Source organism: Arthrobacter sp. P1_B11, assembly GCF_056406715.1.
The window spans coordinates 40,726-60,376 of the sequence record NZ_JBFTZQ010000007.1 but is presented as its reverse complement, the minus strand read 5'-3'; the positions used below and the strand labels follow the sequence as shown (position 1 = coordinate 60,376).

The following is a 19,651-nucleotide window of genomic DNA, read 5'->3' as shown; positions in this document are numbered from 1 at the left end:
TCTCCCACCTTTTAAGCCAGCGGTCTTGTTAAGCCAGCGGTCTTGCGGCGAACGGCCTTCAGTCCTGGTGGAGCTGGACGAAGTTGCCACAGCCGTCGTCGAACACGGCCGAGATCCCGAAGGGGTCTTCCGACGGTTCGCCTTGGAACCGGACGCCCGCGGCGGTGAGCCGCCCATGCTCGGCCTTCACGTCGGGGACGCCGAAGACGATCGCCGGGATCCCGGCGTCGTGAAGTCCGGTCATGTAAGCGGCCGCGATTGGATTATCGCTCGGCTCCAGCAGCAGCCCCGCGCCGCCCGCGGCACCCGGATCCTTAACGATGAACAGGTTGTGTTCCGGCATGGCCATGAGGGTCTCGAAGCCGAGGGTCTCGGTATAAAACGAGTGGGCCGCTGCCGGATCCTGGACGTGGATGCTGCACATTTTGAGTCGCATGCCGCCAAGGCTACGCCGAGCGCCGCCCGCTGCAAACCGTTTGCCACGGCCAGTCGCTGGCGCGGCCCGGCGACCCATTGACCACCGGGGCCGCAGGGGATGCAATTGTAGTGGAGCCCGAATTACCGGGCCCCGTTGCTTGGAGGTGGTGGAGTGCCCGCCGTAACGGAAGCCGTCCTGATTGGGGCGCTGCAGCTTGTCTTCTGGGGTGCGGTGCTGGTGGCCGCCGCTTCCTGCACCGTCTTCGCCGTACGGCACCATGCCGGAAGGCCCGACGGCGACAGTTCAGACCCGCTGTTCTGGGACCTTTTCTGCGGGGCAGCCGTGATAATTCCGGCCCTTCTGATCCCGGCGGTGACATCACCGCTCGCTGGACTGGCGTTGGCCGCCGTCACCGGCGCCAGCGGCGTTGCCGCGTACCGCAGCAGCCCGCAGATTCTGGGCTGGTATGCCTCCCGGCGCCGCCAGCGGGAGGATTTGCCTGCCCGCCGGGCCGCCGTAGATCTCCACGATGCTGTCCTGAAGCGCTGGCAGCGGTACGAACTGGATCCGGCGCTGGCCATCGACTTCCCTGACATGGCGGACGTGGCACGGCCGGAAACCGCCGCATTCATCAAGGCGATGCGGGAAACGGAGCTGCTGCGGACGCTGGCTGGCCCTGGCTACGCGCCCGCCGTGGCACGGCTGGAGGACGCGCTGCGCTGTGCTGAAATTGCAGCAGGGGCAGAAATCGCGGCAGGCGCACACATCGCAGCAGGCGCCGAAGTAGCGGCGGGAACCACAAAGTTACTGGCGGCGGGCATTCACAGGCCTGGCACAGCGGCCGCGAAGTAGGGACACAAGCCTGAATCAGAGTATTTTCCCAGGCCGCAGAGGCGGCCGGCCCGTTCGCCCGGGTCCGGAGAATAGGAGATTCACATGTCCAAGATCAACAAGGTGACGGCCGGCATCATCCTGGCCGCGGCAGCCGGAGGCGGTGCGATCGGCGCCGCCGCACTCCCGGCAATGGCCGACAGCGGCACGTCGTCGGCGGCGTCGTCCACAACGCAGGGCTACGGCGCTGCCGGGACAGACGGCGGGACCCGCGGGCCGCATCAGGCCAACGGCAAGACCGAGGAAGTCCTGACTGGCGACGCCGCCGCCAAGGTCGAGGCCGCCGTCAAGGCTGCCCAGCCCGACGCGACCATCGAGCGAATGGAAACCGACGCCGACGGCGCCACGTACGAAGCCCACATCACCAAGGCGGACGGCACCCGGGCCACCGTCTTGCTGGACGCCAGCTTCAAGGTGACGGGCACCGAGGAGGGCATGGGCGGCCCGGGCGGTGGTGGCCGGGGCAACGGCACCCAGCAGGGCTACGACGACGCGGCCGCCAACAGCTAGCCCATGCTGCAGCGCGGGGTCACTCCGGCCCAATCCGGGCCGTTTATTGCGCGGCATGTGGCCCCGCGTTGCTGTCAGTGAGGGTCGGTGTCCGCATCCTTTGTCTCGGCAAGGCTCCCACACGGTGGCGTGCTGGGAACCGCCGGGCCAGACCTTCCTCCCGATGCCCCGAACCCGGCCTTAGGATGGGGCCATGTCAACCTATACGGTCACACGCAGCGCCCTCATTCCCGCCCCTGCCAAGGACGTTTTCCCGCTGGTCAACAGTTTCCGCGAATGGACCAAATGGTCCCCGTGGGAATCCGTGGACCCCACCATGAGCCGCACCTACTCGGGCCCGGAAGCCGGTGTCGGCGCAAAGTACGCCTGGAGCGGCAACCGCAAGGCGGGCTCCGGCACCATGGAGATCGTCGGCGCCCAGGAACTGGACAGCATCAACATCCGGCTGGAATTCACCAAGCCGTTCGCCGCCGTCAACCCCACCAACTTCACGTTCGTCCCCGAAGGCAACGGCACGCGCGTCACCTGGACCATGAACGGCGAGAACAAGGGCATCGGCAAGGTTTTTGCGTTGTTCATGAACATGGACAAGATGGTGGGCGGCGACTTCGAAAAGGGACTGGCCTCGCTGTCCTCCGCCGCGGCGTCGCACAACGCCTGAGACGGCGCGACACCCGGGCCCCAAAATCTGAGCCAGCGTGCCGGAGCCGGGCAGGGGCGCTTACTCCCCTGCCCGGCTGTCCGGCCTGTCCGGATCAGGCTAGCGCCCGGCGGATCCTGCCGGCTGGCGGCTCTGCGCCTCAAGGTAGCCGAACAGCTGCCGCAGGCCGAACGTCCATTCCGGCAGGTCCTCGGAAGCACCTACACAGTTAATCAGGGCACCGAGGTGGCGGCTGCGGATAGTCACCACATCGCCGTGCTTGTGCGTGAAGCCCTGCCCCGGTTGATCCCGGTCCTGAGTGGGCGCGAACAGCGTGCCGGTGAACAGGGCGAAGCCGTCCGGGTACTGGTGGTGCCTTCCGTGGGTAGCCGCCACGAGCTCCTCGAAGGGCCGGCTGATCCTCGCCACTGTGTTGCGGCCCTCCAGCCGGTAGCCGTCCGGGCCATCGACGCGCAGCAGGATCTCTTCCTCCCTCAAAGTGTTCAGTGTGAAGCTGTCGTCGAACAGCCGGATCAGCGGTCCCAGGGCACTGGAGGCGTTGTTGTCCTTCGCCTTGCCCAGCAGCAGGGCGCTGCGGCCTTCCACGTCGCGGAGGTTGACGTCGTTGCCGAGCGTCGCGCCCACCACTTTGCCTTGTGACATGGCAATCAGGACCAGCTCCGGCTCCGGGTTGTTCCACGAGGAGAACGCCGGGATGCCGATGCCCGCGCCGAGCCCCACCGAGGACAGCACCGGCGCCTTGGTGAAGACCTCCGGGTCCGGACCGATGCCCACTTCCAGGTACTGGGACCAGAGTCCCTCGGCGATCAGGACCCGCTTGGCCTCGGCCGCCTCCGGGGAGCCGGGACGGACCGCACCGATGCTGCCGCCGAGGGCCTTGCCAACGAGCTCCCGCATTTCGTCCGCCCGCCCGGCGTCGCCGGCGCAGCGCTCCTCGATCACCCGCTCGATCATGCTGTCCACGAACGTTACGCCGCAGGCCTTGATGACCTGCAGGTCAACCGGCGCCAGCAGGTGCGGCCGGCTGGTGTCCCCTGCCAGAGTGGCCCTCAGGACGTCTGACGTCGCCCACCGCGGTTGGCTCCGTTCCGGGTCCAGCATGGCGGCGCGCACCGTGGCGGCCGGGTCCGGCAGCTCGAGAAGTTCCGAAACCGTGCAGGCAACGTCCTGCAGGTCGAACACCGACTCACCACTGACCGCCGCCACGCGCGGGCCGCCCGTTTCGACGTCCCAGACACGGCCGATGAGCAGGGCCTGCTCCGCGTCCTCGGGCAGGACTGACGCTGACGCGTCGAGCGGCAGGGCGCTCACAGCCGACCCGCCTCTGGTGAACGGCCGGCCGCAGTCGGATGGTGCCACACGCCGTCCACCCTTTGCGGAACGCCACAGGGGTTGCTGTCCTGCAGCGGTTCCGGCAGGCGCGCGGCGGGGAACGACTGGTACGCCACCGGCCGCAGGAAGCGGCGGATGGCCGCCGTTCCCACGGAGGTGGTGGAAGACGTCGCGGCCGGGTACGGCCCGCCGTGGTGCTGGGCGTAACTGACTGTGACGCCGGTGGGCCAGCCGTTCCAGAGGACGCGGCCGCTGATGTCGCTCAGCCGGGCTGCGAGCTCTGTGACGTCGTCGTCCTCTTCGGCCTGCAGCGTGGTGGTCAGCTGGCCCTCCAACAGTTCAGCCAGCCCGGCCAGTTGCGACTCGTCACCGTATTCGACCACCAGGCTTGCCGGGCCGAACATCTCCTGGCGCAGGATGTCCGGCTCCTTGCGCACTGCGTCGGCGGTGGTGTGCAGGACGGTGGGGGCGGGCGCCTCGGCGAAGTCGCCTTCGACGAGGACATCCACGCCCTCCGCCTCCCGGAGCGCCCGGACCGCGTCGACGTAACCGCCGTGCAGCCGCTGACTGAGCAGCTGCGACGGCGCGAACTCCGCGAGAGCCTTCCGGAGTTCGGCACCGGCGTCCGCCGCGTGCCCGGCGGGGACGAACAGGAGCCCGGGCTTTGTGCAGAACTGGCCCATTCCCAGGGTGAAGGAGCCGGCAAAGCCGGTGAGGATTTCCTGTCGGCGCGCTGCCCAGGCGCTGCGGGTGACGAAAACGGCGTTGATGCCGCCCAGCTCCCCGAAGAAGGGGATGGGTTGGGGCCGCGCTGCGGCCCGGTTGAACAGCGCCCGGCCGCCCGCCGTCGAGCCCGTGAAGCCGATGGCCTTCACCAGCGGGTGGTCCACGAGTGCTTCGCCGGCCTGCCGTCCGGTCACGACTGCGAAAAGGCCTGGCGGCGCCCCGGCGGCGTCCAGCGCTGCAGCCACTGTTTCGGCGGTGCGGGAAGCAAGTTCCCGGTGCGCGTCATGCGCCTTGTGCACGACGGCGCAGCCGGCTGCCAGCGCCGACGCACTGTCGCCGCCCATGACACTGAAGGCGAAGGGGAAATTCGAGGCGCCGAAGACTCCGACGACGCCGAGCGGAACGTTGTAGCGGCGCAGGTCCGGCCGCGGACCCATGCCCCAGGCCGGATCCGCGTGGTCGATCGTGGCGTCAAAGTGATCGCCCCGGCGGATTTCGTCCGCGAAGAGCCGCAGCTGGAAGACAGTGCGTTTCAGCTCGCCCTCCAGCCGCGGTCCGCCCAGATGCGTTTCCCGGCGGGCGATGTCCACGAGCTCCGTCGCGTCCCGCTCCAGGCCGGCCGCGACGGCCTCGAGCCATCCGGAGCGCGTGGCGGGATCCGCCGTGCGGCCTTTTTCAAAGGCGGCCTGCGCCGCCTCGACGGCTGTGTTGAGCCGGTCGACGTCGGTGGCCTCGCCCGAGGCAGCCGGTTCAACGGCGGTAGTCGGTTCGACGGCGGTAGCCGCCGCGGCCGTCATCGGCCAGCTCCGGCAGGGGCCAGGGATGCGCCCGTGACCGCGGCGCGGTTGCCCACTTCCTGCCAGCCCGCGCCGGCCGGGAATTCCCAGCGGACGCGGGAGGCGGCAAACATTTCGGCTCCCGTGCCCGGCAGCTTCGGCGCGGCGTAGCGGCCGTTGACGATCCGGACGGGCTCGGCGAAGTGTTCGTGAAGGTGGTCGACGTATTCGATCATGCGGCCCTCCTGGCTGCCGCTGACAGCGGCGTAATCGAAGAAGGAGAAGTGCTGGACCAACTCGCAGAGGCCCACGCCGCCGGCGTGCGGGCAGACGGGGACGCCGAACTTGGCCGCGAGCAGGAGGTTGGCAATGTTTTCGTTGACGCCGCCCACACGGGTGGAATCGAGCTGCAGGACGTCGATGGCGCCGGCCTGCAGGAGCTGCTTGAACACGATGCGGCTCGCCACGGCCTCGCCGGTGGCAACGCGGACCGGGGAAACGCCCTTTCGAATTTCGGCGTGGCCCAGGATGTCGTCCGTGCTGGTCGGTTCTTCGATCCAGTACGGGTTGAATTCCGCGAGCTGGTTGACCCATTCGACGGCCTCGAACACTTCCCACCGCTGGTTGGCGTCGATGGCTATCGGGAGGTCGCCCACTGCCTGGCGGGCCAGGGCCATGCGTCGGCGGTCATCGTTGATGTCGCCGCCCACCTTGAGCTTGATCATTGAGAAGCCGTCGGCAGCCGCTTCCTTGCTCAGACGCACCAGCTTCTCGTCGCTGTAGCCCAGCCAGCCCGGCGAGGTGGTGTAGGCCGGGAACCCGTCAGCCATGAGCGCCGCAATGCGGGCGGCCTTTCCGTCCTGGCCAGCGCGCAGGATGTCCAGCGCCTGCTGGGGGTTGAGGGCGTCCCGGATGTGGGTGAAGTCCACCACGTCCACGAGCTCTTCGGGGGCCATCTCGCTCAGCAGGAGCCAGAGCGGCTTGTTCTCGCGGCGGGCGCGGATGTCCCACAAGGCGCTCACCAGGGCGCCGCACGCCATCTGTGTCACGCCCTTCTCAGGCCCAAGCCAGCGGAGCTGGGAGTCATGGACGAGCCGCTTGGACGCGCCGCCGAGGTCATAGATCAGTTCATCGATGTCCCGGCCTACCAGCAGGCGGGCGTAGGCGTCGATCGCGGCCGTCAGTATCTCGTTGCCGCGGCCGCAGCTGAACACGAAGCCGTGGCCTTCATCGCCCGCGTCGGTGCGGATGACCACGTACGCGGCGGAGTAGTCCGGGTCAACGTTGACCGCGTCGGAGCCGTCGAGTTCCAGGGACGTCGGAAACCGCACGTCTTGGGTCTTGATGGAGGTAATGGAAGGCATGGATCTCTTCTCTCGGGGCAGTTCTGGAGGGGCGGTCATGATTTCCTATATGAATTTCGATAATCATATAGGAATCCTGTTCCCGATCAAGCCCCCGGGTTCGGCGCCGGACGGATTTCGTGCGCGGGATGGTGGTTTTCGGGCGCGAAAAAGCCCCGGCCCTGCGGGCTGGGGCTTTTTTGAACTGGTGATCCGCTTACCTGATGATCCTCTTACGGGGCGGGCCACTGTCCTCCAGCGGCGACAGTTCGGCATGCCCCTGAAAGGCCTGCGCAAACCTTTCGAAGGAATTGCGAATATGGCTGGCCATTGCAGCCTCGGCGCGCTCGGGTTCGCAAGCCTCGATAGCCTCCCTGACGGCCGAGTGTTCGGCCACCGTGATGGCACCGTCGACGTCGGCCGGGTAGAGCCGGAAGGTGTGGAGGTGGCAGTGGGTCTGCGCAAACGCGTGGCGCACCACGGGGTTTCCCGAGGCCGCCAGGATGGTGTCGTGGAAGCGCGTGTCATGGGCCACCAGATCCTGGCGCAGGTCCATGCTGCTCTTCATGGTGTTCCGGAAGCCCGCGAGCTCCTGCTCAAGGGCAGCGGCAGGGTTGGCCAGCCGGTCCACGGCGGCCGAGCGCGCCGCCCACGGCTCCACCAGCAGCCGGAACTCAAACAGTGAACGCAGCTCCGCCAGCTCAAGCAGTGGCGTAGTGCTGTACCCGCGGCCGGGGCTGTAAACCACGAGATTGTCACCCTCGAGGCGCTGCAGGACCTCGCGGACCGGCGTCTGGGACACCCCAAGGCTGCGCGCCACGGCATCGATATTAATCCGCGTTCCCGGCGCAATTTCACCCTCCAGGATCGAGGCGCGCATGGACGAATAGACGTCGGTGACGGCTGCCTTGCTTCGGGAAACATCGGACGGTTGACGTGGGGGCACGCGTTTACCTCTTGGTTCAGAACTGGCGGAAGTCGCTTCGGGAATCATAAGCCACAGCCGGCCGCCGAGGACTCCAGAAGCTTTTTTCTGAAACGGGACTTGATCCGGATCACATTATCTATATGATTAACCAGATTCCTATATGATTTTGGCGCCGACATCTTCGGCGTCTTCCCTCCCGCCGGTGCCTCAGGCACCCGAAGCCATGTTCACGTCGAAGGAGACCGCATGACTGCGCTCGGAAGCAAGACCGCCACCAAATCATCCCCCACACCGCCGCGCCTGATGACCCGAAAACGCTGGGTCATCATCTGGCTCGCCTTCATCGGGCTCAGCATCAACTACCTTGACCGCTCAAGCCTGAGCGTCGCCCTGCCGTTCATGGGCAAGGACTTCGAGCTCACGGCCACGCAGCAGGGACTCATCTTTGCCGCCTTCTTCTGGGCCTACGACTTCTGCCAGCTCGCAGCCGGCTGGTACGTGGACAAGGTGGGACCGCGCCGCTCATTCTCGCTGGCCGCCGTATGGTGGTCCGTTTTCACCATGGTGACCGCGGCCGCGACGAGCTTCTGGTCGCTTTTCGCCGCCAGGTTCCTCCTCGGCGTCGGCGAAAGCCCGGCTCCCAGCACCGCCGCCAAGGTGGTGGCCACCTGGTTCCCGGTCCGGGAGCGGGCCTTCGCCACGAGCATCTGGGACTCCGGATCGCGGGTTGGCGCCGTCATCGCGCTGCCAATCGTCACCCTGATCGTGGCCCTCACCTCCTGGCACGCGGTCTTCATCATCATCGGAGTCGCCGGACTCATCTGGGCCGCCATCTGGTGGAAGGTGTACCGCAGCCCGCAGGAGCACCCGGGAGCCAATGCCGCCGAAGTCAGCTACATCGAAGAAGGCGGCGCCCGGAGCGAAGCCAGTGATGACGCCGGCGCCGCCAAGCTGCCGTGGCGTTCACTCTTCAAGTACCGCACCATCCTCAGCATGATGTTCGGCTTCTTCTGCCTGAACAGCGCCATCTACTTCTTCATCACCTTCTTCCCGAGCTACCTCGTGAAGGAGCGCGGCTTCGACCTCCTGAAGCTCGGCTTCTTCGGAGCCATCCCCGGTATCTGCGCCGTGCTGTGCGGCTGGCTCGGCGGCTACCTGGCCGACCGCGCAGTCCGGAATGGCGTATCCGTGACCAAGGTGCGCAAAACCGCCGTCTCCGGCGGCCTGGCGGGCGGCTCGGTCATCATGTTCGCTGCACTGGTTCCCGAAGCCTGGATGGCCCTGGCCCTCCTGTCGGTGGCGTACTCGAGCCTCACCGTGGCGGCCACGGGAATCTGGTCGCTGCCGGCCGACGTCGCCCCCAGCTCGCGGCACGTCGGCTCCATCGGCGGACTGCAGAACTTCGCCTCCAACCTGGCCGGCATCTTCACCCCGATCCTGATCGGCGTGCTCGTCGACCAGACCGGCTCATTCGTGGCGCCGCTGGCCGTGATCGGCGGGGTCTCCCTTGTCGGTGCCGCCAACTACCTGTTCGTGATGGGCAAGATCGAGCCACTCAAGGTCAAGGCTCCGGCGCCCGTCGCCTAGCTGCAATAAACAGCAACGCGGGGTCACTTGCCGCCCGATCCAGACCTCCGGATGGGCGGTAAGTGACCCCGCGTTGCTGCTATCTGGAGGAGCTACAGCTCCACAGTCCCGCTTTCGCCCACGCTCATGCGGCTGTGGGTCACCTTGGACTTGACCCACTGCAGGACGGTGGCCGCGGTGCCTCCCGGGCTGGTCCAGTACTCAGCCGAGTCAGAGTCGACGCGCAGCAGGACCACCTCAGGGGTGTCCGGCCCGTCGGGGAACCACGCTTCAACCGTCTGGTTCCACATCTCGCGGATCGTCGCCCGGTCCCTGACCACTTCCGCCGTTCCGGCCACGGACACCCATTCGGTGTTCTTGCCGAAGGACACGTTGACCCGCGGGTCCGCACCGATGTGGGCCACCTGGGAGGTTCCCTCCCCGGTGAAGAACCACATGTCGCCGTCGCTCTTGACGTCCTGGACGGCCAGCGGCCGGCTGACCAGAGTGCCTTCTTCGTTGACGGTGGTGAACATTCCGATGTGGGAATCGTTGATGATGTCCGTGACTTTGCTGATGTTTTCATTTTCCGGCATGCTGTCACCTCGTTCTGTTCAGTCTGGGAAATCTTCCCCTCGGACCAGCGTATTGGTAAGCGTGCTTACTTTCCACCCGTGAGGACACCCGGGAAGGTTACCGTCCGCGCGCCAGCACCTGGCCGCGGAAGAACTCCGGCCGGATCCTGGCCATCACCAGCATGACCACCACACCGAGCAGGATCACGCCCATGCCGAGGATGAACACCATGCCCACTCCGCCCACGGAGGAGCCGGAACCGTACTCGGGATCCATGGAGTCGTAGGCGGTCTTGAAGAACATGACCAGCAGGATGACGCCGCCCAGGAGAGGAGCGAGGAATTTGAAGAAGAATGCGCGGGCGTTGCTGAACGCCACGGCCCGGAAGAACCAGACGCAGGCCAGCGCCGTGATGCCGTAGTAGAAACAGATCATCATGCCCAGCGCCGTGATGGTGTCCCAGAGGGCGTTCTCCGAAGTGGTCCGGGTGATGACGTAGAAGGCTGCCGCAGCGATGGCCGCGGCAATCGTGGCGTAGCTCGGCGACTTGAACGCCGGGCTGACCTTGCCGAACGTCGCCGGCAGTGCCTTGTAGTGCCCCATGGCCAGCAGTGTCCGCGCCGGTGAAACGAACGTGGACTGCAGCGATGCCGCCGAGCTGCTGAGAATGGCCAGGGACATCAGGATGGCGAACGGCCCCATCACCGGCCCGGAGAGGACGGCAAAAATACTGGACTGGTTCTCCGGGTTGCCCGTGCCCAGCCCGGTTTCACCCACGCCGGCGAAAGACAGAGTGGCGAGGGCGGCAGTCATGTAGATGGCCATGATCACCACGACGGTGACCGTTGCCGCGCGCCCGGGAGTCTTTTCGGGGTTCCGGGTCTCCTCGTTCATCGTGAGCGTCACGTCCCACCCCCAGTAGATGAAGATGGAGAGCGATACGCCGGCGGCGAAGGACGAGAACGAGTCCACCGCAAACGGGTTGAACCAGTCCGGCGAGATGGCCGTGGCGTCGAAGGCCGAGCCGTTGGCCACGTGCAGGAAGGCCGACGTCGCGAACCAGCCGAGCACCAGCAGCTGGAAGCCCACCAGGACGTACTGGACGCCCTTGGTGGTTTCCATGCCCCGGTAGGAGATCCAGCAGGCCAGTGCGATGAACACCAGAGTGGTGGCGATGTTCAGCGGCAGGTTGGCGGTCAGCTCCGCGAGGCCGGGGTTGCCCAGGAGCTGCGACAGCATGAGGTAGAAGAAGTCGACCGCCACCGCCGCGAGGTTGGACAGCACGATGATGGTAGCGGCGATGAGCCCCCAGCCGCCCATCCAGCCGATCCACGGGCCAAAGGCCCGCGTTGCCCAGGTGAAGGAGGTTCCGGCGTCGGGCATTGCGTTGTTGAGTTCGCGGTACCCGAGCGCCACCAGCAGCATGGGGATGAATCCCACCAGGAAGATGGCCGGCAGGTGCACGCCCACCTCGGAGACGGTGGGCCCGAGGGCCGCCGTCAGCGTGTACGCCGGGGCGATGCAGGACACCCCGATCACCACCGCGCCGATCAGCCCCACAGACCCGGCCTTCAGGCCCTTGTCACTCAGTTTCTTGTGCGAGTCCTGGGCGGCCGTGGCCTTAGTAGTACTCATGGGATTGCCTCTCCGGAAAATTCATTCGTCTTTGAATGGAGGTGGGGGCGGCCAGGTCAGCCGACGGCGGCCGGGGCCCCGGTCAGCGCGGCCTCACCGGATTCTTGGGTACGGGCTGCGGTACGGGCCGCTGCGGTTGCGCCGGCTGCGCCCGCTGCTGCGGCGATGCGGGCCGCGGTGGACTGGCCCATGCGCACGGCGCCGTCCACGTGCTGGTAGCCCTCGGCGGCAAGGTCGGAGGAGGACCAGTAGATCGGGCCCACCGGTGCGTGCTGGTCCTTGCCGTAGCGGTGCAGGCCGCCAAGGTCGTAGCTGGACGCGTAGGCGCCGCGTGTCCATTCCTCCGAGCCCCAGTCGGACTCGAAGTACACCTCCGGTTCCAGCGCCTGCTCCCCCAGGAAACCGGCGATTGATTCCAGGACGGCCCGCTTGCGGTCTGCGGCACTCAACTCGAAGACGGCGTCCGCCTTTTCGTCGGAGATGAATCCCACCAGAGTGCCGCGGGTGTCGCCGTGGTTGGTGTTGTCGTATACCTCCTGGACGAGCGATCCGGCGCCGAAACCGGTGCCAGAGAGTCCGGCTTCCCGCCAGAACGGCGTGCTGTACACGGCGTGCACCTTGATCACGAGGCCGAGCGACTGATGCTGGTGCATCTGGTGCTGGCGGCGCGGCAGCGGCGGGTTGAAGGAAACGCGCGAGTAGAGGTTGGGCGGCACGGCCATGATCACGAAGCGTGCCTTCACGGTGGCCCGCTCGGAAACGGCGGTGACGCGGTGGCCGCCGTCCGCGTCTTCCTCCCAGTTGATGGTGCGCACAGGGCTATTGAGGACGACGTCGCCCCCCAGTTCCGCTGCCTGCAGCAGGGAGACCTGCTGCATCCCGCCGACAACCCGCTTGTCCAGGATGAAGTCCTCATCGGTGAGGTGGGTGAAGGATCCGGCCGAGGCGGCCATGAGTACAGCCTGCAGCGCCGAGAAGGCGTGGGCGGGCTTGGTGAGCATGCCGCCGGCGATGAAGAGGCCGATGTTGTTGCAGGCTTCCTCGTCCGGGGAGTGCTGGCGGAGCCAGTGGTGGAAGGAGATGGTGTCCAGCTCGCGGGCCTTCGGGTGCGCCCACGGTTCGGTCGGCCCGATCTCGGCGGCCAGGGCGTCAAGCAGCCCGATGAGCTTGTCCATTTCGGCTCCGGTGGTAGCGCTGACCGGGAAGGAATCACCGGTGTAGCGGACGGGGGTTCCGTCGGTGCCGATGTAGACGGACTCGCCGTCGCGGTAGCGGGAATACGTGGTCAGGCCGAGCTGGTCGAGCAGCGCCAGCAGGGCGGTCTGGTCCGGCGAGACCCACTGCCCGCCGATTTCCAGCACCGCGCCGTCAACGGTGTCGGTCCAGGTGCGCCCGCCCACGCGGTCGCGGGCCTCGAGCACTGCGACACTGAAGCCGGCCTTCTTCAGTTCACGGGCTGCGGTGAGCCCGGAAGGGCCCGCACCCACGATCACGACGTCGCGGTCAAAATTCAGCATGATGTCCTCTCTCTGTGGCCGCCCGGGTGATGCGAACCACTAAATGAATGGTATTCATTTACGAGAACTATAGCTGTTCTGCCGGAGTACCGGAAGAGGCTGATGGAATAGTGTTTGAGAGACCGCCCGCAGAAAGGCCAGCCATGCCGGCACCACCCGCCGCCCCAGGACACACCTCCCTGGGAGACCCCGCCGAGCCGGAGGCGAAAACCGAGAACGGACGGCGTCGCGCCGGCCGGCCCGTGGGCGCGGTCCTGGACAAGGCCGGCATCACTGCCGCGGCTCTGCAGCTCATTGAAAAGAAGGGCTACGACGGCCTCACCATGGCCGCGCTGGCCCGCTCCCTGAACGTGGCGCCGTCGGCGCTGTACAACCACGTGAGTTCCAAGGGCGACGTGCTACTCCTCGTGGAGGACCACCTTGCCGCGCTGGTGGACGTGTCAGCATTCGGTGCGGAGCCGTGGGAGGATGCGGTGCGGAAGTGGGCATGGAGCTACCGCGACGTGTTTTCGCAGCACACGCCACTGATTCCGGTCATTGCCGTTCTGCCCGTCACCGATGCCCCGCAGACATTGGCGATGTACGAGACCGTGAGCGCGGGCTTCCGCGATGCAGATTTCCCGGAGGAGCGGATTGTCTCCTCCATCGTGGCGCTGGAGTCGTTCATCTTCGGCTCGGCCTACGACGTCACCGCGCCCGCGGACATCTTCGACGCCGGCAGCATGGCCGAAGCGACACCGAGCTTCACAGGGGCCGTACGCAGCCTGGCGGCGCAGGGCCATGAGCGGCCGGCCGACGTCGCCTTCAGCCTGGGCCTCGAGGCGCTGATCTCGGGGCTGGGTGCGCTGCGGCAGTAACGGGACAGACGTTGGCGCTGTGAGCCAAGGCAGAACAGCCAAGTAAGGCAGACGGTGTCAGACCATCTGCCTTACTTGATGTTCTTCTGGCCTAGTCTTCAGCTACGTTTTCCGGCGGAGCGGCGGCGCGCCGGCGATGCCGCGATGAGCAGGGCAGCTATGGCCACGGCCGCGCTCAGGATGAGGCCGGGGCGGTATTGCTCCAGCATTGCGGCCGCATTTACGCCGGCGCCGCCGGTGGATTCGTCGCCATGACCGCTGACCATCGCCGTGGTGACGGCCAGCACCAGGGCGGCCCCCACCTGCGTACTGGTCTGGATCAGGCCGGCCGCCAGGCCCTGCTCGGAATTCCGGATGCCCGCCGTGGCCTGGACGTTGATGGACGGGAATGCCAGGGCGAAGCCGACGCCCAGCAGCAGGACCGACGGCAGGATATCCGTCACGTAGTTGGGTGTGGTGCCCACGCGCAGGAACAGCACGTAGCCAAGCGCCAGCGACGCCAGTCCGGTCAGGATCAGCCGCGGAGCCCCAAACCTGTCGATGAGCCGGTCCGCGAAGGGTGCGCTGGAGGCCACGAGAAGCCCGGTCGGCAGTAGTGCCAGCGCCATGCCCAGAGGGCTCCAGCCCAGCACGGACTGCAGGTAAAGCGTGAGGATGAACTGGAAACTCAAATACGAGCCGAACAGCCCCACGGCACTGAGGTTGGCCCGGGCCACCCAGCCTTCCTTGAGGATGCTGAACCGGATCAGGGGGTGTTTGACGCGGTTTTCGATCACGGCGAACGCTCCCAGCACCGCTGCGGAGGCCACGAATCCGGCGATAGTTGCCACAGATCCCCAGCCATTCCCGGGTGCCGATACCAGCGTGTAGACCAGTCCCAGCATGCCGGCCGCGAGTGTCACGGCGCCCCAGACGTCGTGCCCGCTGTCCTGCTCTGTGCCTTCGCCCTTGCCGGCGGCAGCGTCCCGGGGGATGTACTTCAGGCCAAGAATCACGACGGCGACCGCCACCGGCACCGAGACCAGGAAGGTCCAGCGCCAGCTCATGGCAGTCATGAGGCCTCCGACGACCAGTCCCAGCGAGAAGCCGCTTGCACCAAAGGTGGTGAAGATGGAGACGGCGCGGTTCCGTTCCCGGCCTTCGGCGAAATTGGTGGTGATGATGGAGAAACCGGCAGGAGCCGTGAACGCCGCGGCCAGTCCCTTGACGAAGCGGGTGGCAATCAGCAGGGCAGGGTCATCCACCAGGCCGCCGAGCAGGGAAGCGGCGGCGAAGACACTGAGCGCAATGAGGAAGATGCGACGCCGGCCGAGAAGGTCCGCCATCCGGCCGCCCAGCAGGAGCAGACTTCCGTAGCCGAGCACGTAGGCGGAGACGATCCATTGGAGGGATTCGGTTCCCAGGTGGAGCTCGGTGCCGATCGAGGGCAGTGCCACGCCGACCATGGAGACGTCCAGCGCGTCAAGGGCCAGAACGGTGCACAGCACCAGCAGCAGCATCCACTGCGTGCGGGTCCACTGGACTGGTGTGAGCCGTTCTCCGGCGGTTCTTTGGAGGGTGGAAGGTGAAGTCATGACATCAATTTATATGACACGTCATTGAATGACAAGGAATATTATGACGTGGACTTTTAATCCGTCATGAATTAGAATCTCTGCATGGCAACACCGCAGGACCGTCAGCTGGTTGAGCAATGGCGCAGCATCCAGAGCACTTATTTCCGCACCGCAGGGGCGATCGACCGCGCGCTGGAGTCGAGGTTCAGCATCGGCCTGACCGAGTTTGAAATCCTGGACCTTGTGGCCGAAACCGCAGAGGCGGCATGCAGGATGAAGCAGCTCGGTGAGCGCACGCCGATGACCCAAAGTGCGATGTCCAAAGTGGTGGACAGACTCGAAAAAGCCGGACTCATCTCACGCCACTCCTGCGAAGATGACCGGCGCTCCTTGTTTCTGGAACTTACCGACGCCGGCCGTGAACTCCACCAGCAAGCCGCCGTCGAACACCGCGCACTGCTCAAGGAAAACCTGGCCTAAGACCCCAATCCGGCGAGAGGCAGGGGCCAGACCCCGAGGTCCGGGCCCCTGCCTCTCGTGTAGTCGGCTAGGAGAAGCGCCCGGGGCGGAAGGTTGCCAGCATCGGATGCCGGTTTCCGGTGAGGATTTCGCCTGCGAGGAGTTCGCCTGCGATGAGACCGAGCGTGGCGCCGGAGTGCGTGAACGCCACGAAGCAGCCCGGTACCTGGCCGAGTTCGCCGAAGACGGGTTCGCCGTCGCCGGGGATCGGCTTGTAACCGATCTTCCAGGACGCCGGCTTGAGTTCGGGGTTGCCGGCGATGAGCTTGGATGCTTCGTCGGCGAGTTCCTGGACCACGTCTTCGGGGATGCTGAACGAGCCGTCCGGGTGCTCGGTAATGTGCCCTTCGTACCAGTCGTGATCCAGGGCAAAGGTGCTTCCGGGGTTGGGGCGGACGGCGGCCCGGGGGGTGTTCATCACGACCTTCACGTCGTGGTCTACCGGCTTGGTGACCACCAGCATGGACACCGGGGAACCGTTCGGGATCTCGACGCCGAGCGGAGCGACGACAGCGGGCGTTCCGGCACCGCAGGCCACCAGCACCAGATCAGCTTCGTAGGTCACCCCGGCTGCCGTCTGGACGCCGGTGGCGCGGCCGCCGTCGACCGTGACGGACGCCTTTCCGGCGTTGAGCACCAGCTCGCCGCCCCGGGCGTGGAATTCCTGCATCAGAAAATCCACCAGGTCCGGCAGGCTGACCCAGCCCTCGCCGGGATTAAAGATGGCGTTTTCCGGCACCGCACTGGAGTCGATGCCGGGCGTGGTTGCCGCGATCCCTTCCGGGGCCAGCAGCCTGGAGTCATAGCCCACAGACTTCTCGTACGCGTGGCGGGCCTCCGTGACGGCGTGCTGGCCGGCGGCGTTCCACATGAGGCCACCGCCGAACTGCAGCCACTCACGGTCCGGGTCGGCGGCGAAGAGCGTGCGGTAGCGGTCAACGCCGGCGAGGCGCAGCTGGTGGTAGGGCGTTGACCGCTCCCCGGCGGAATTCAGCCAGGAGAGCGAGCGGCCGGTGGCCTCACTGGCAAGGCCGCGTTCGGTCAGCAGGACCACGGACGCACCTTCCCGGAGCAGATGCACCGCGGTGGAGACTCCGAGGATGCCGCCGCCGATGACGGCGACGCGTTTGGTTGAGGCTGTGGAGGACATGCGTCTCCCTTTCTAATGGTGTGTGGGATGCCTTGGCCGCACGGTTTGCCGTGCTGCAGCTGAGCGGGGTTTGGTGTTGCGCCTACGCGAAGGCGTGAATTTTTTCGATGACTTTGAGGACTTCGAGCGACTCGGCGGGGTCGACCGGCAGCGGCCCCTCGCCTCGGAGGGCTGCGGCGAGCTGCGCGTAGAACCGCGGGTAGGAGCCCTTCTCGGCGGGCACGGGTACGGTGGCCCCATCAACCCCGAGGACCCCCCATGAGTCCTGGGAGTCAGCGCCATAGGCGGGATCCGACGGCGTCATGCCGGCCGCGAGGGCGGGTTCCTGGCTGTCCAGGCCCCACTTGGTGTAGCCGGCCTCGGAACCCAGGACGTGAAACCGCGGACCCACCTGGGCGGCCGCGCCGTTCATCCACAACCTGGACCGGACCCCGGATTCATGAAGCAGGGACACGAACGCTTCTGTGTCGGCGCCGTCGGGATGTCCGTGGTTGGCGGTCTCCCCGTAGCTTTCCGCGACGGGCCCGAACAGCTGGATGGCCTGATCAATTAGGTGCGCCCCGAGGTCGTGCAGAATGCCCCCGCCTTCGGTCAGGGCGGCGGTGTCGCGCCAGTTCCCGAAGCCTTCCGGCCGCCACCACTCAAAGCGCGACTCGAAGGTTCGGATTTCACCCAGGGCACCCTCCCGGATGAGCTTCTGGAGCGTGAGGAAGTCGGCGTCCCACCGGCGGTTCTGGAAGACCGTTAGCTGAACACCGCCGTCGGACGCCCTGGTGATGAGCTCTTCACCGTGAGCAGATGTGGTGACGAACGGCTTGTCCACCACCACCTGAAGGCCGAGGGCGATTGCCGTTCCGGCAAGGTCGAGGTGGGTCACCGGAGGCGTTCCGAGAATGACGAGGTCAAGGTCCGCGGCCAGGGCGAACAGCGCCTCCGGCGTCGGGACGATCCGGGCCCGCGGATGGAGCCTCGCCGCTTCCGCGGCGCGCTCCGGATCGGCCGTCACGATGACGTCCAGCGAGTAGTCAGGATCCGCCTCGATCAGCGGGGCGTGGAAGACCCTGCCGGAGATCCCGAAACCGACGACGCCGGTCCGAATGGGTGCCGCTGCCGTGTTGCCCATCAGAGCACCTCCGAGAGGAAGCGCTGGAGGCGTTCGCTGCGGGGGTTGTCGAAGATTTCGGCGGGGGTGCCGGATTCGACGACTTCGCCTTCGTCCATGAAGACGACCTGGTCGGCGACTTTGCGGGCGAAGCCCATTTCGTGGGTGACGACGAGCATGGTCATGCCGCGTTTGCCGAGGCCCGCCATCAGGTTCAGCACGCCCTTGACCAGCTCGGGATCCAGTGCGCTGGTGGCTTCGTCGAAGAGCATGACTTCGGGTTCCATGGCCAGGGCCCGGGCGATGGCGACGCGCTGCTGCTGTCCGCCGGAGAGGTCCCGTGGCCGGTGGTCGGCCCGTTCCGCGAGGCCCACTTCGGCGAGGCGGCGGCCGGCGCGTTCCCGTGCCTCGGCCTTGGACATTCCCTTGACGCTCCAGAGCGCCAGGGCCACGTTTTCCAGGGCGGTGTGGTCCGGGAAGAGGTTGAAGTGCTGGAAGACCATGCCGATGCGGGCCCGCAGGATGTCGGGTTTGACCGTCAGGGCGCTTTCACCGGCGAGGAGCACGTCTCCGCTCTTGGGTTCGTGCAGGCGGTTGACGCCGCGAAGCAGCGTGGATTTGCCCGAGCCGGAGGGCCCGATGATGCAGGTGGTGGTTCCGGGGGCCACGGTGAGGCTGACGTTGCGGAGGACCTCGATGTCGCCGTAGGCCATGGTCAGGTTCTGGAGTTCCAGGCTGGAGCCGTGGAAGGTCTCGATGTCTGCGGCGGTGTTGCTGGTGTTGCTGGTGCTGGTGCTCATGTGTTGCTCCCGGTGATCAGCGGCGAGGCCGCGTCGAGTTCTGTGACTTCCTTCAGTCCGCTGCTCGGTGCGGCGGGGCGGCGCCGGCCGGTCCGGAAGCGGTTGTCGAAGTAGTTGACCAGGTGGGTCAGGGGCACCGTGATGACCAGGTAGAAGATCCCTGCCATGACCAGCGGAGAGAGGTTTCCGGAGAGTACGGCGGCGTCCTGGCCGACGCGGAAGAGTTCACGTTCGCTGACCAGCAGGCCCAGGAAGTACACCAGGGAGGAGTCCTTGACGATGGCGATGAACTGGTTCACCAGGGCCGGCAGGACCCGGCGGATGCCCTGCGGGATGACCACCAGGGCCATGGACTTGGCGTAGCTCATGCCCAGCGCGCGGCAGGCTTCGCCCTGGCCCTTGTCCACGCTTTGGATGCCGGCGCGGAAGATTTCACCGATGTAGGCGCTGGCGATCAGGCTCAGCGCGATGATCCCCAGCGGGTACGGCGAGGGCCCGAAGATCGACTGGCTGAGCCGGGCGAAGCCCTGGCCGATCAGCAGGATGGTCAGGATAGCCGGAAGGCCGCGGAAGAGATCGGTGTAGATCCGGGCCGGGACACGCAGCCACCTGGACGGTGAAATGCCCATGACCGCGACCACCATGCCCAGCACTACGCCCAGGATGGTCGCCGCGATGGAAATGATCAGCGTGTTCAGGAGCCCCACTGCGAGGAGTTGGGGCATGACTTCGGCCATTGCGCCGAAGTCGAAAAAGGTACGGATGATGGTGTTGAGCCAGTCCATGGT

General features: G+C 66.5%; 19 protein-coding genes. 6 read left to right on the top strand and 13 right to left on the bottom strand.

The genetic code is table 11. The features are described 5' to 3' along the window. Positions 1-58: 58 nt before the first annotated feature. Complete coding sequence (locus AC1D14_RS07440; protein WP_230118199.1) at positions 59-436, bottom strand: VOC family protein; 378 nt, start codon at positions 434-436, stop codon at positions 59-61. A gap of 153 nt (positions 437-589) precedes the next feature. Here AC1D14_RS07440 and AC1D14_RS07435 point away from each other — a divergent pair, with 153 nt between their 5' ends. The 3 genes from AC1D14_RS07435 to AC1D14_RS07425 all read left to right on the top strand — a co-directional run bounded on the left by AC1D14_RS07435 (position 590) and on the right by AC1D14_RS07425 (position 2,480). Continuing rightward, entirely contained in the window at positions 590-1,270 is a 681-nt protein-coding gene (locus tag AC1D14_RS07435) for a hypothetical protein (RefSeq protein ID WP_476882072.1), read from the top strand. An 84-nt stretch (positions 1,271-1,354) separates the two neighbouring features. After that, positions 1,355-1,819, top strand: a complete 465-nt coding sequence (locus tag AC1D14_RS07430; protein WP_476968254.1) for a hypothetical protein — start codon at positions 1,355-1,357, stop codon at positions 1,817-1,819. Between the two features lie 193 nt (positions 1,820-2,012). After that, entirely contained in the window at positions 2,013-2,480 is a 468-nt protein-coding gene (locus AC1D14_RS07425) for an SRPBCC family protein (RefSeq protein WP_476882073.1), read from the top strand. Between the two features lie 99 nt (positions 2,481-2,579). Here the strand turns inward: AC1D14_RS07425 and AC1D14_RS07420 are convergent, their stop codons facing one another. The 4 genes from AC1D14_RS07420 to AC1D14_RS07405 all read right to left on the bottom strand — a co-directional run bounded on the left by AC1D14_RS07420 (position 2,580) and on the right by AC1D14_RS07405 (position 7,603). Continuing rightward, complete coding sequence (locus tag AC1D14_RS07420; protein ID WP_476882091.1) at positions 2,580-3,782, bottom strand: fumarylacetoacetate hydrolase family protein; 1,203 nt, start codon at positions 3,780-3,782, stop codon at positions 2,580-2,582. A 5-nt stretch (positions 3,783-3,787) separates the two neighbouring features. Next, on the bottom strand, positions 3,788-5,335 hold the full coding sequence (locus AC1D14_RS07415) for an aldehyde dehydrogenase (NADP(+)) (protein WP_476968253.1): 1,548 nt from the start codon (positions 5,333-5,335) through the stop codon (positions 3,788-3,790). Further along, positions 5,332-6,678 (bottom strand): L-fuconate dehydratase, encoded by a 1,347-nt coding sequence (locus AC1D14_RS07410; RefSeq protein WP_476968252.1) that lies wholly within the window; start codon positions 6,676-6,678, stop codon positions 5,332-5,334. Before AC1D14_RS07410 ends, AC1D14_RS07415 begins: the two co-directional genes overlap by 4 nt. 196 nt (positions 6,679-6,874) lie before the next feature. Next, positions 6,875-7,603 carry a GntR family transcriptional regulator gene (locus tag AC1D14_RS07405; protein ID WP_230118206.1) on the bottom strand — a complete coding sequence of 243 codons (729 nt, stop codon included), beginning with the start codon at positions 7,601-7,603 and terminating at the stop codon, positions 6,875-6,877. Positions 7,604-7,831: 228 nt separating this feature from the next. On the opposite strand from AC1D14_RS07405, the gene AC1D14_RS07400 reads away from it, so the two are divergent. Then, the gene (locus tag AC1D14_RS07400) at positions 7,832-9,172 is read left to right on the top strand and encodes an MFS transporter (protein ID WP_476968251.1); all 1,341 of its coding nucleotides are present in this window, start codon (positions 7,832-7,834) and stop codon (positions 9,170-9,172) included. A 92-nt stretch (positions 9,173-9,264) separates the two neighbouring features. Here AC1D14_RS07400 and AC1D14_RS07395 read toward each other — a convergent pair whose 3' ends face one another. The 3 genes from AC1D14_RS07395 to AC1D14_RS07385 all read right to left on the bottom strand — a co-directional run bounded on the left by AC1D14_RS07395 (position 9,265) and on the right by AC1D14_RS07385 (position 12,879). Then, the gene (locus tag AC1D14_RS07395) at positions 9,265-9,747 is read right to left on the bottom strand and encodes a pyridoxamine 5'-phosphate oxidase family protein (protein ID WP_476968250.1); all 483 of its coding nucleotides are present in this window, start codon (positions 9,745-9,747) and stop codon (positions 9,265-9,267) included. A gap of 97 nt (positions 9,748-9,844) precedes the next feature. After that, positions 9,845-11,362 carry an APC family permease gene (locus AC1D14_RS07390; protein ID WP_230118209.1) on the bottom strand — a complete coding sequence of 506 codons (1,518 nt, stop codon included), beginning with the start codon at positions 11,360-11,362 and terminating at the stop codon, positions 9,845-9,847. Between the two features lie 56 nt (positions 11,363-11,418). After that, positions 11,419-12,879, bottom strand: coding sequence for a flavin monoamine oxidase family protein (locus AC1D14_RS07385; RefSeq protein WP_230118210.1), 1,461 nt, complete (start codon positions 12,877-12,879; stop codon positions 11,419-11,421). 143 nt (positions 12,880-13,022) lie between these two features. Here AC1D14_RS07385 and AC1D14_RS07380 point away from each other — a divergent pair, with 143 nt between their 5' ends. Next, the gene (locus AC1D14_RS07380) at positions 13,023-13,736 is read left to right on the top strand and encodes a TetR/AcrR family transcriptional regulator (protein ID WP_230118211.1); all 714 of its coding nucleotides are present in this window, start codon (positions 13,023-13,025) and stop codon (positions 13,734-13,736) included. Positions 13,737-13,834: 98 nt separating this feature from the next. Here AC1D14_RS07380 and AC1D14_RS07375 read toward each other — a convergent pair whose 3' ends face one another. Further along, positions 13,835-15,310: an MFS transporter gene (locus AC1D14_RS07375; protein WP_230118212.1), complete on the bottom strand. Its 1,476-nt coding sequence runs from the start codon at positions 15,308-15,310 to the stop codon at positions 13,835-13,837. 84 nt (positions 15,311-15,394) lie between these two features. Between AC1D14_RS07375 and AC1D14_RS07370 the strand changes: the two genes are divergently transcribed. Further along, on the top strand, positions 15,395-15,772 hold the full coding sequence (locus AC1D14_RS07370) for a MarR family winged helix-turn-helix transcriptional regulator (RefSeq protein ID WP_230118213.1): 378 nt from the start codon (positions 15,395-15,397) through the stop codon (positions 15,770-15,772). A 67-nt stretch (positions 15,773-15,839) separates the two neighbouring features. Here the strand turns inward: AC1D14_RS07370 and AC1D14_RS07365 are convergent, their stop codons facing one another. The 4 genes from AC1D14_RS07365 to AC1D14_RS07350 form a co-directional block, all read right to left on the bottom strand. Beyond that, positions 15,840-16,961: an NAD(P)/FAD-dependent oxidoreductase gene (locus AC1D14_RS07365; RefSeq protein WP_476968249.1), complete on the bottom strand. Its 1,122-nt coding sequence runs from the start codon at positions 16,959-16,961 to the stop codon at positions 15,840-15,842. Between the two features lie 82 nt (positions 16,962-17,043). Then, positions 17,044-18,084 (bottom strand): Gfo/Idh/MocA family protein, encoded by a 1,041-nt coding sequence (locus AC1D14_RS07360; RefSeq protein ID WP_230118215.1) that lies wholly within the window; start codon positions 18,082-18,084, stop codon positions 17,044-17,046. Continuing rightward, positions 18,084-18,863: an amino acid ABC transporter ATP-binding protein gene (locus AC1D14_RS07355; RefSeq protein ID WP_290369737.1), complete on the bottom strand. Its 780-nt coding sequence runs from the start codon at positions 18,861-18,863 to the stop codon at positions 18,084-18,086. Before AC1D14_RS07355 ends, AC1D14_RS07360 begins: the two co-directional genes overlap by 1 nt. Next, on the bottom strand, positions 18,860-19,648 hold the full coding sequence (locus AC1D14_RS07350; protein ID WP_230118216.1) for an amino acid ABC transporter permease: 789 nt from the start codon (positions 19,646-19,648) through the stop codon (positions 18,860-18,862). Before AC1D14_RS07350 ends, AC1D14_RS07355 begins: the two co-directional genes overlap by 4 nt. Between the last annotated feature and the right edge of the window lie 3 nt (positions 19,649-19,651).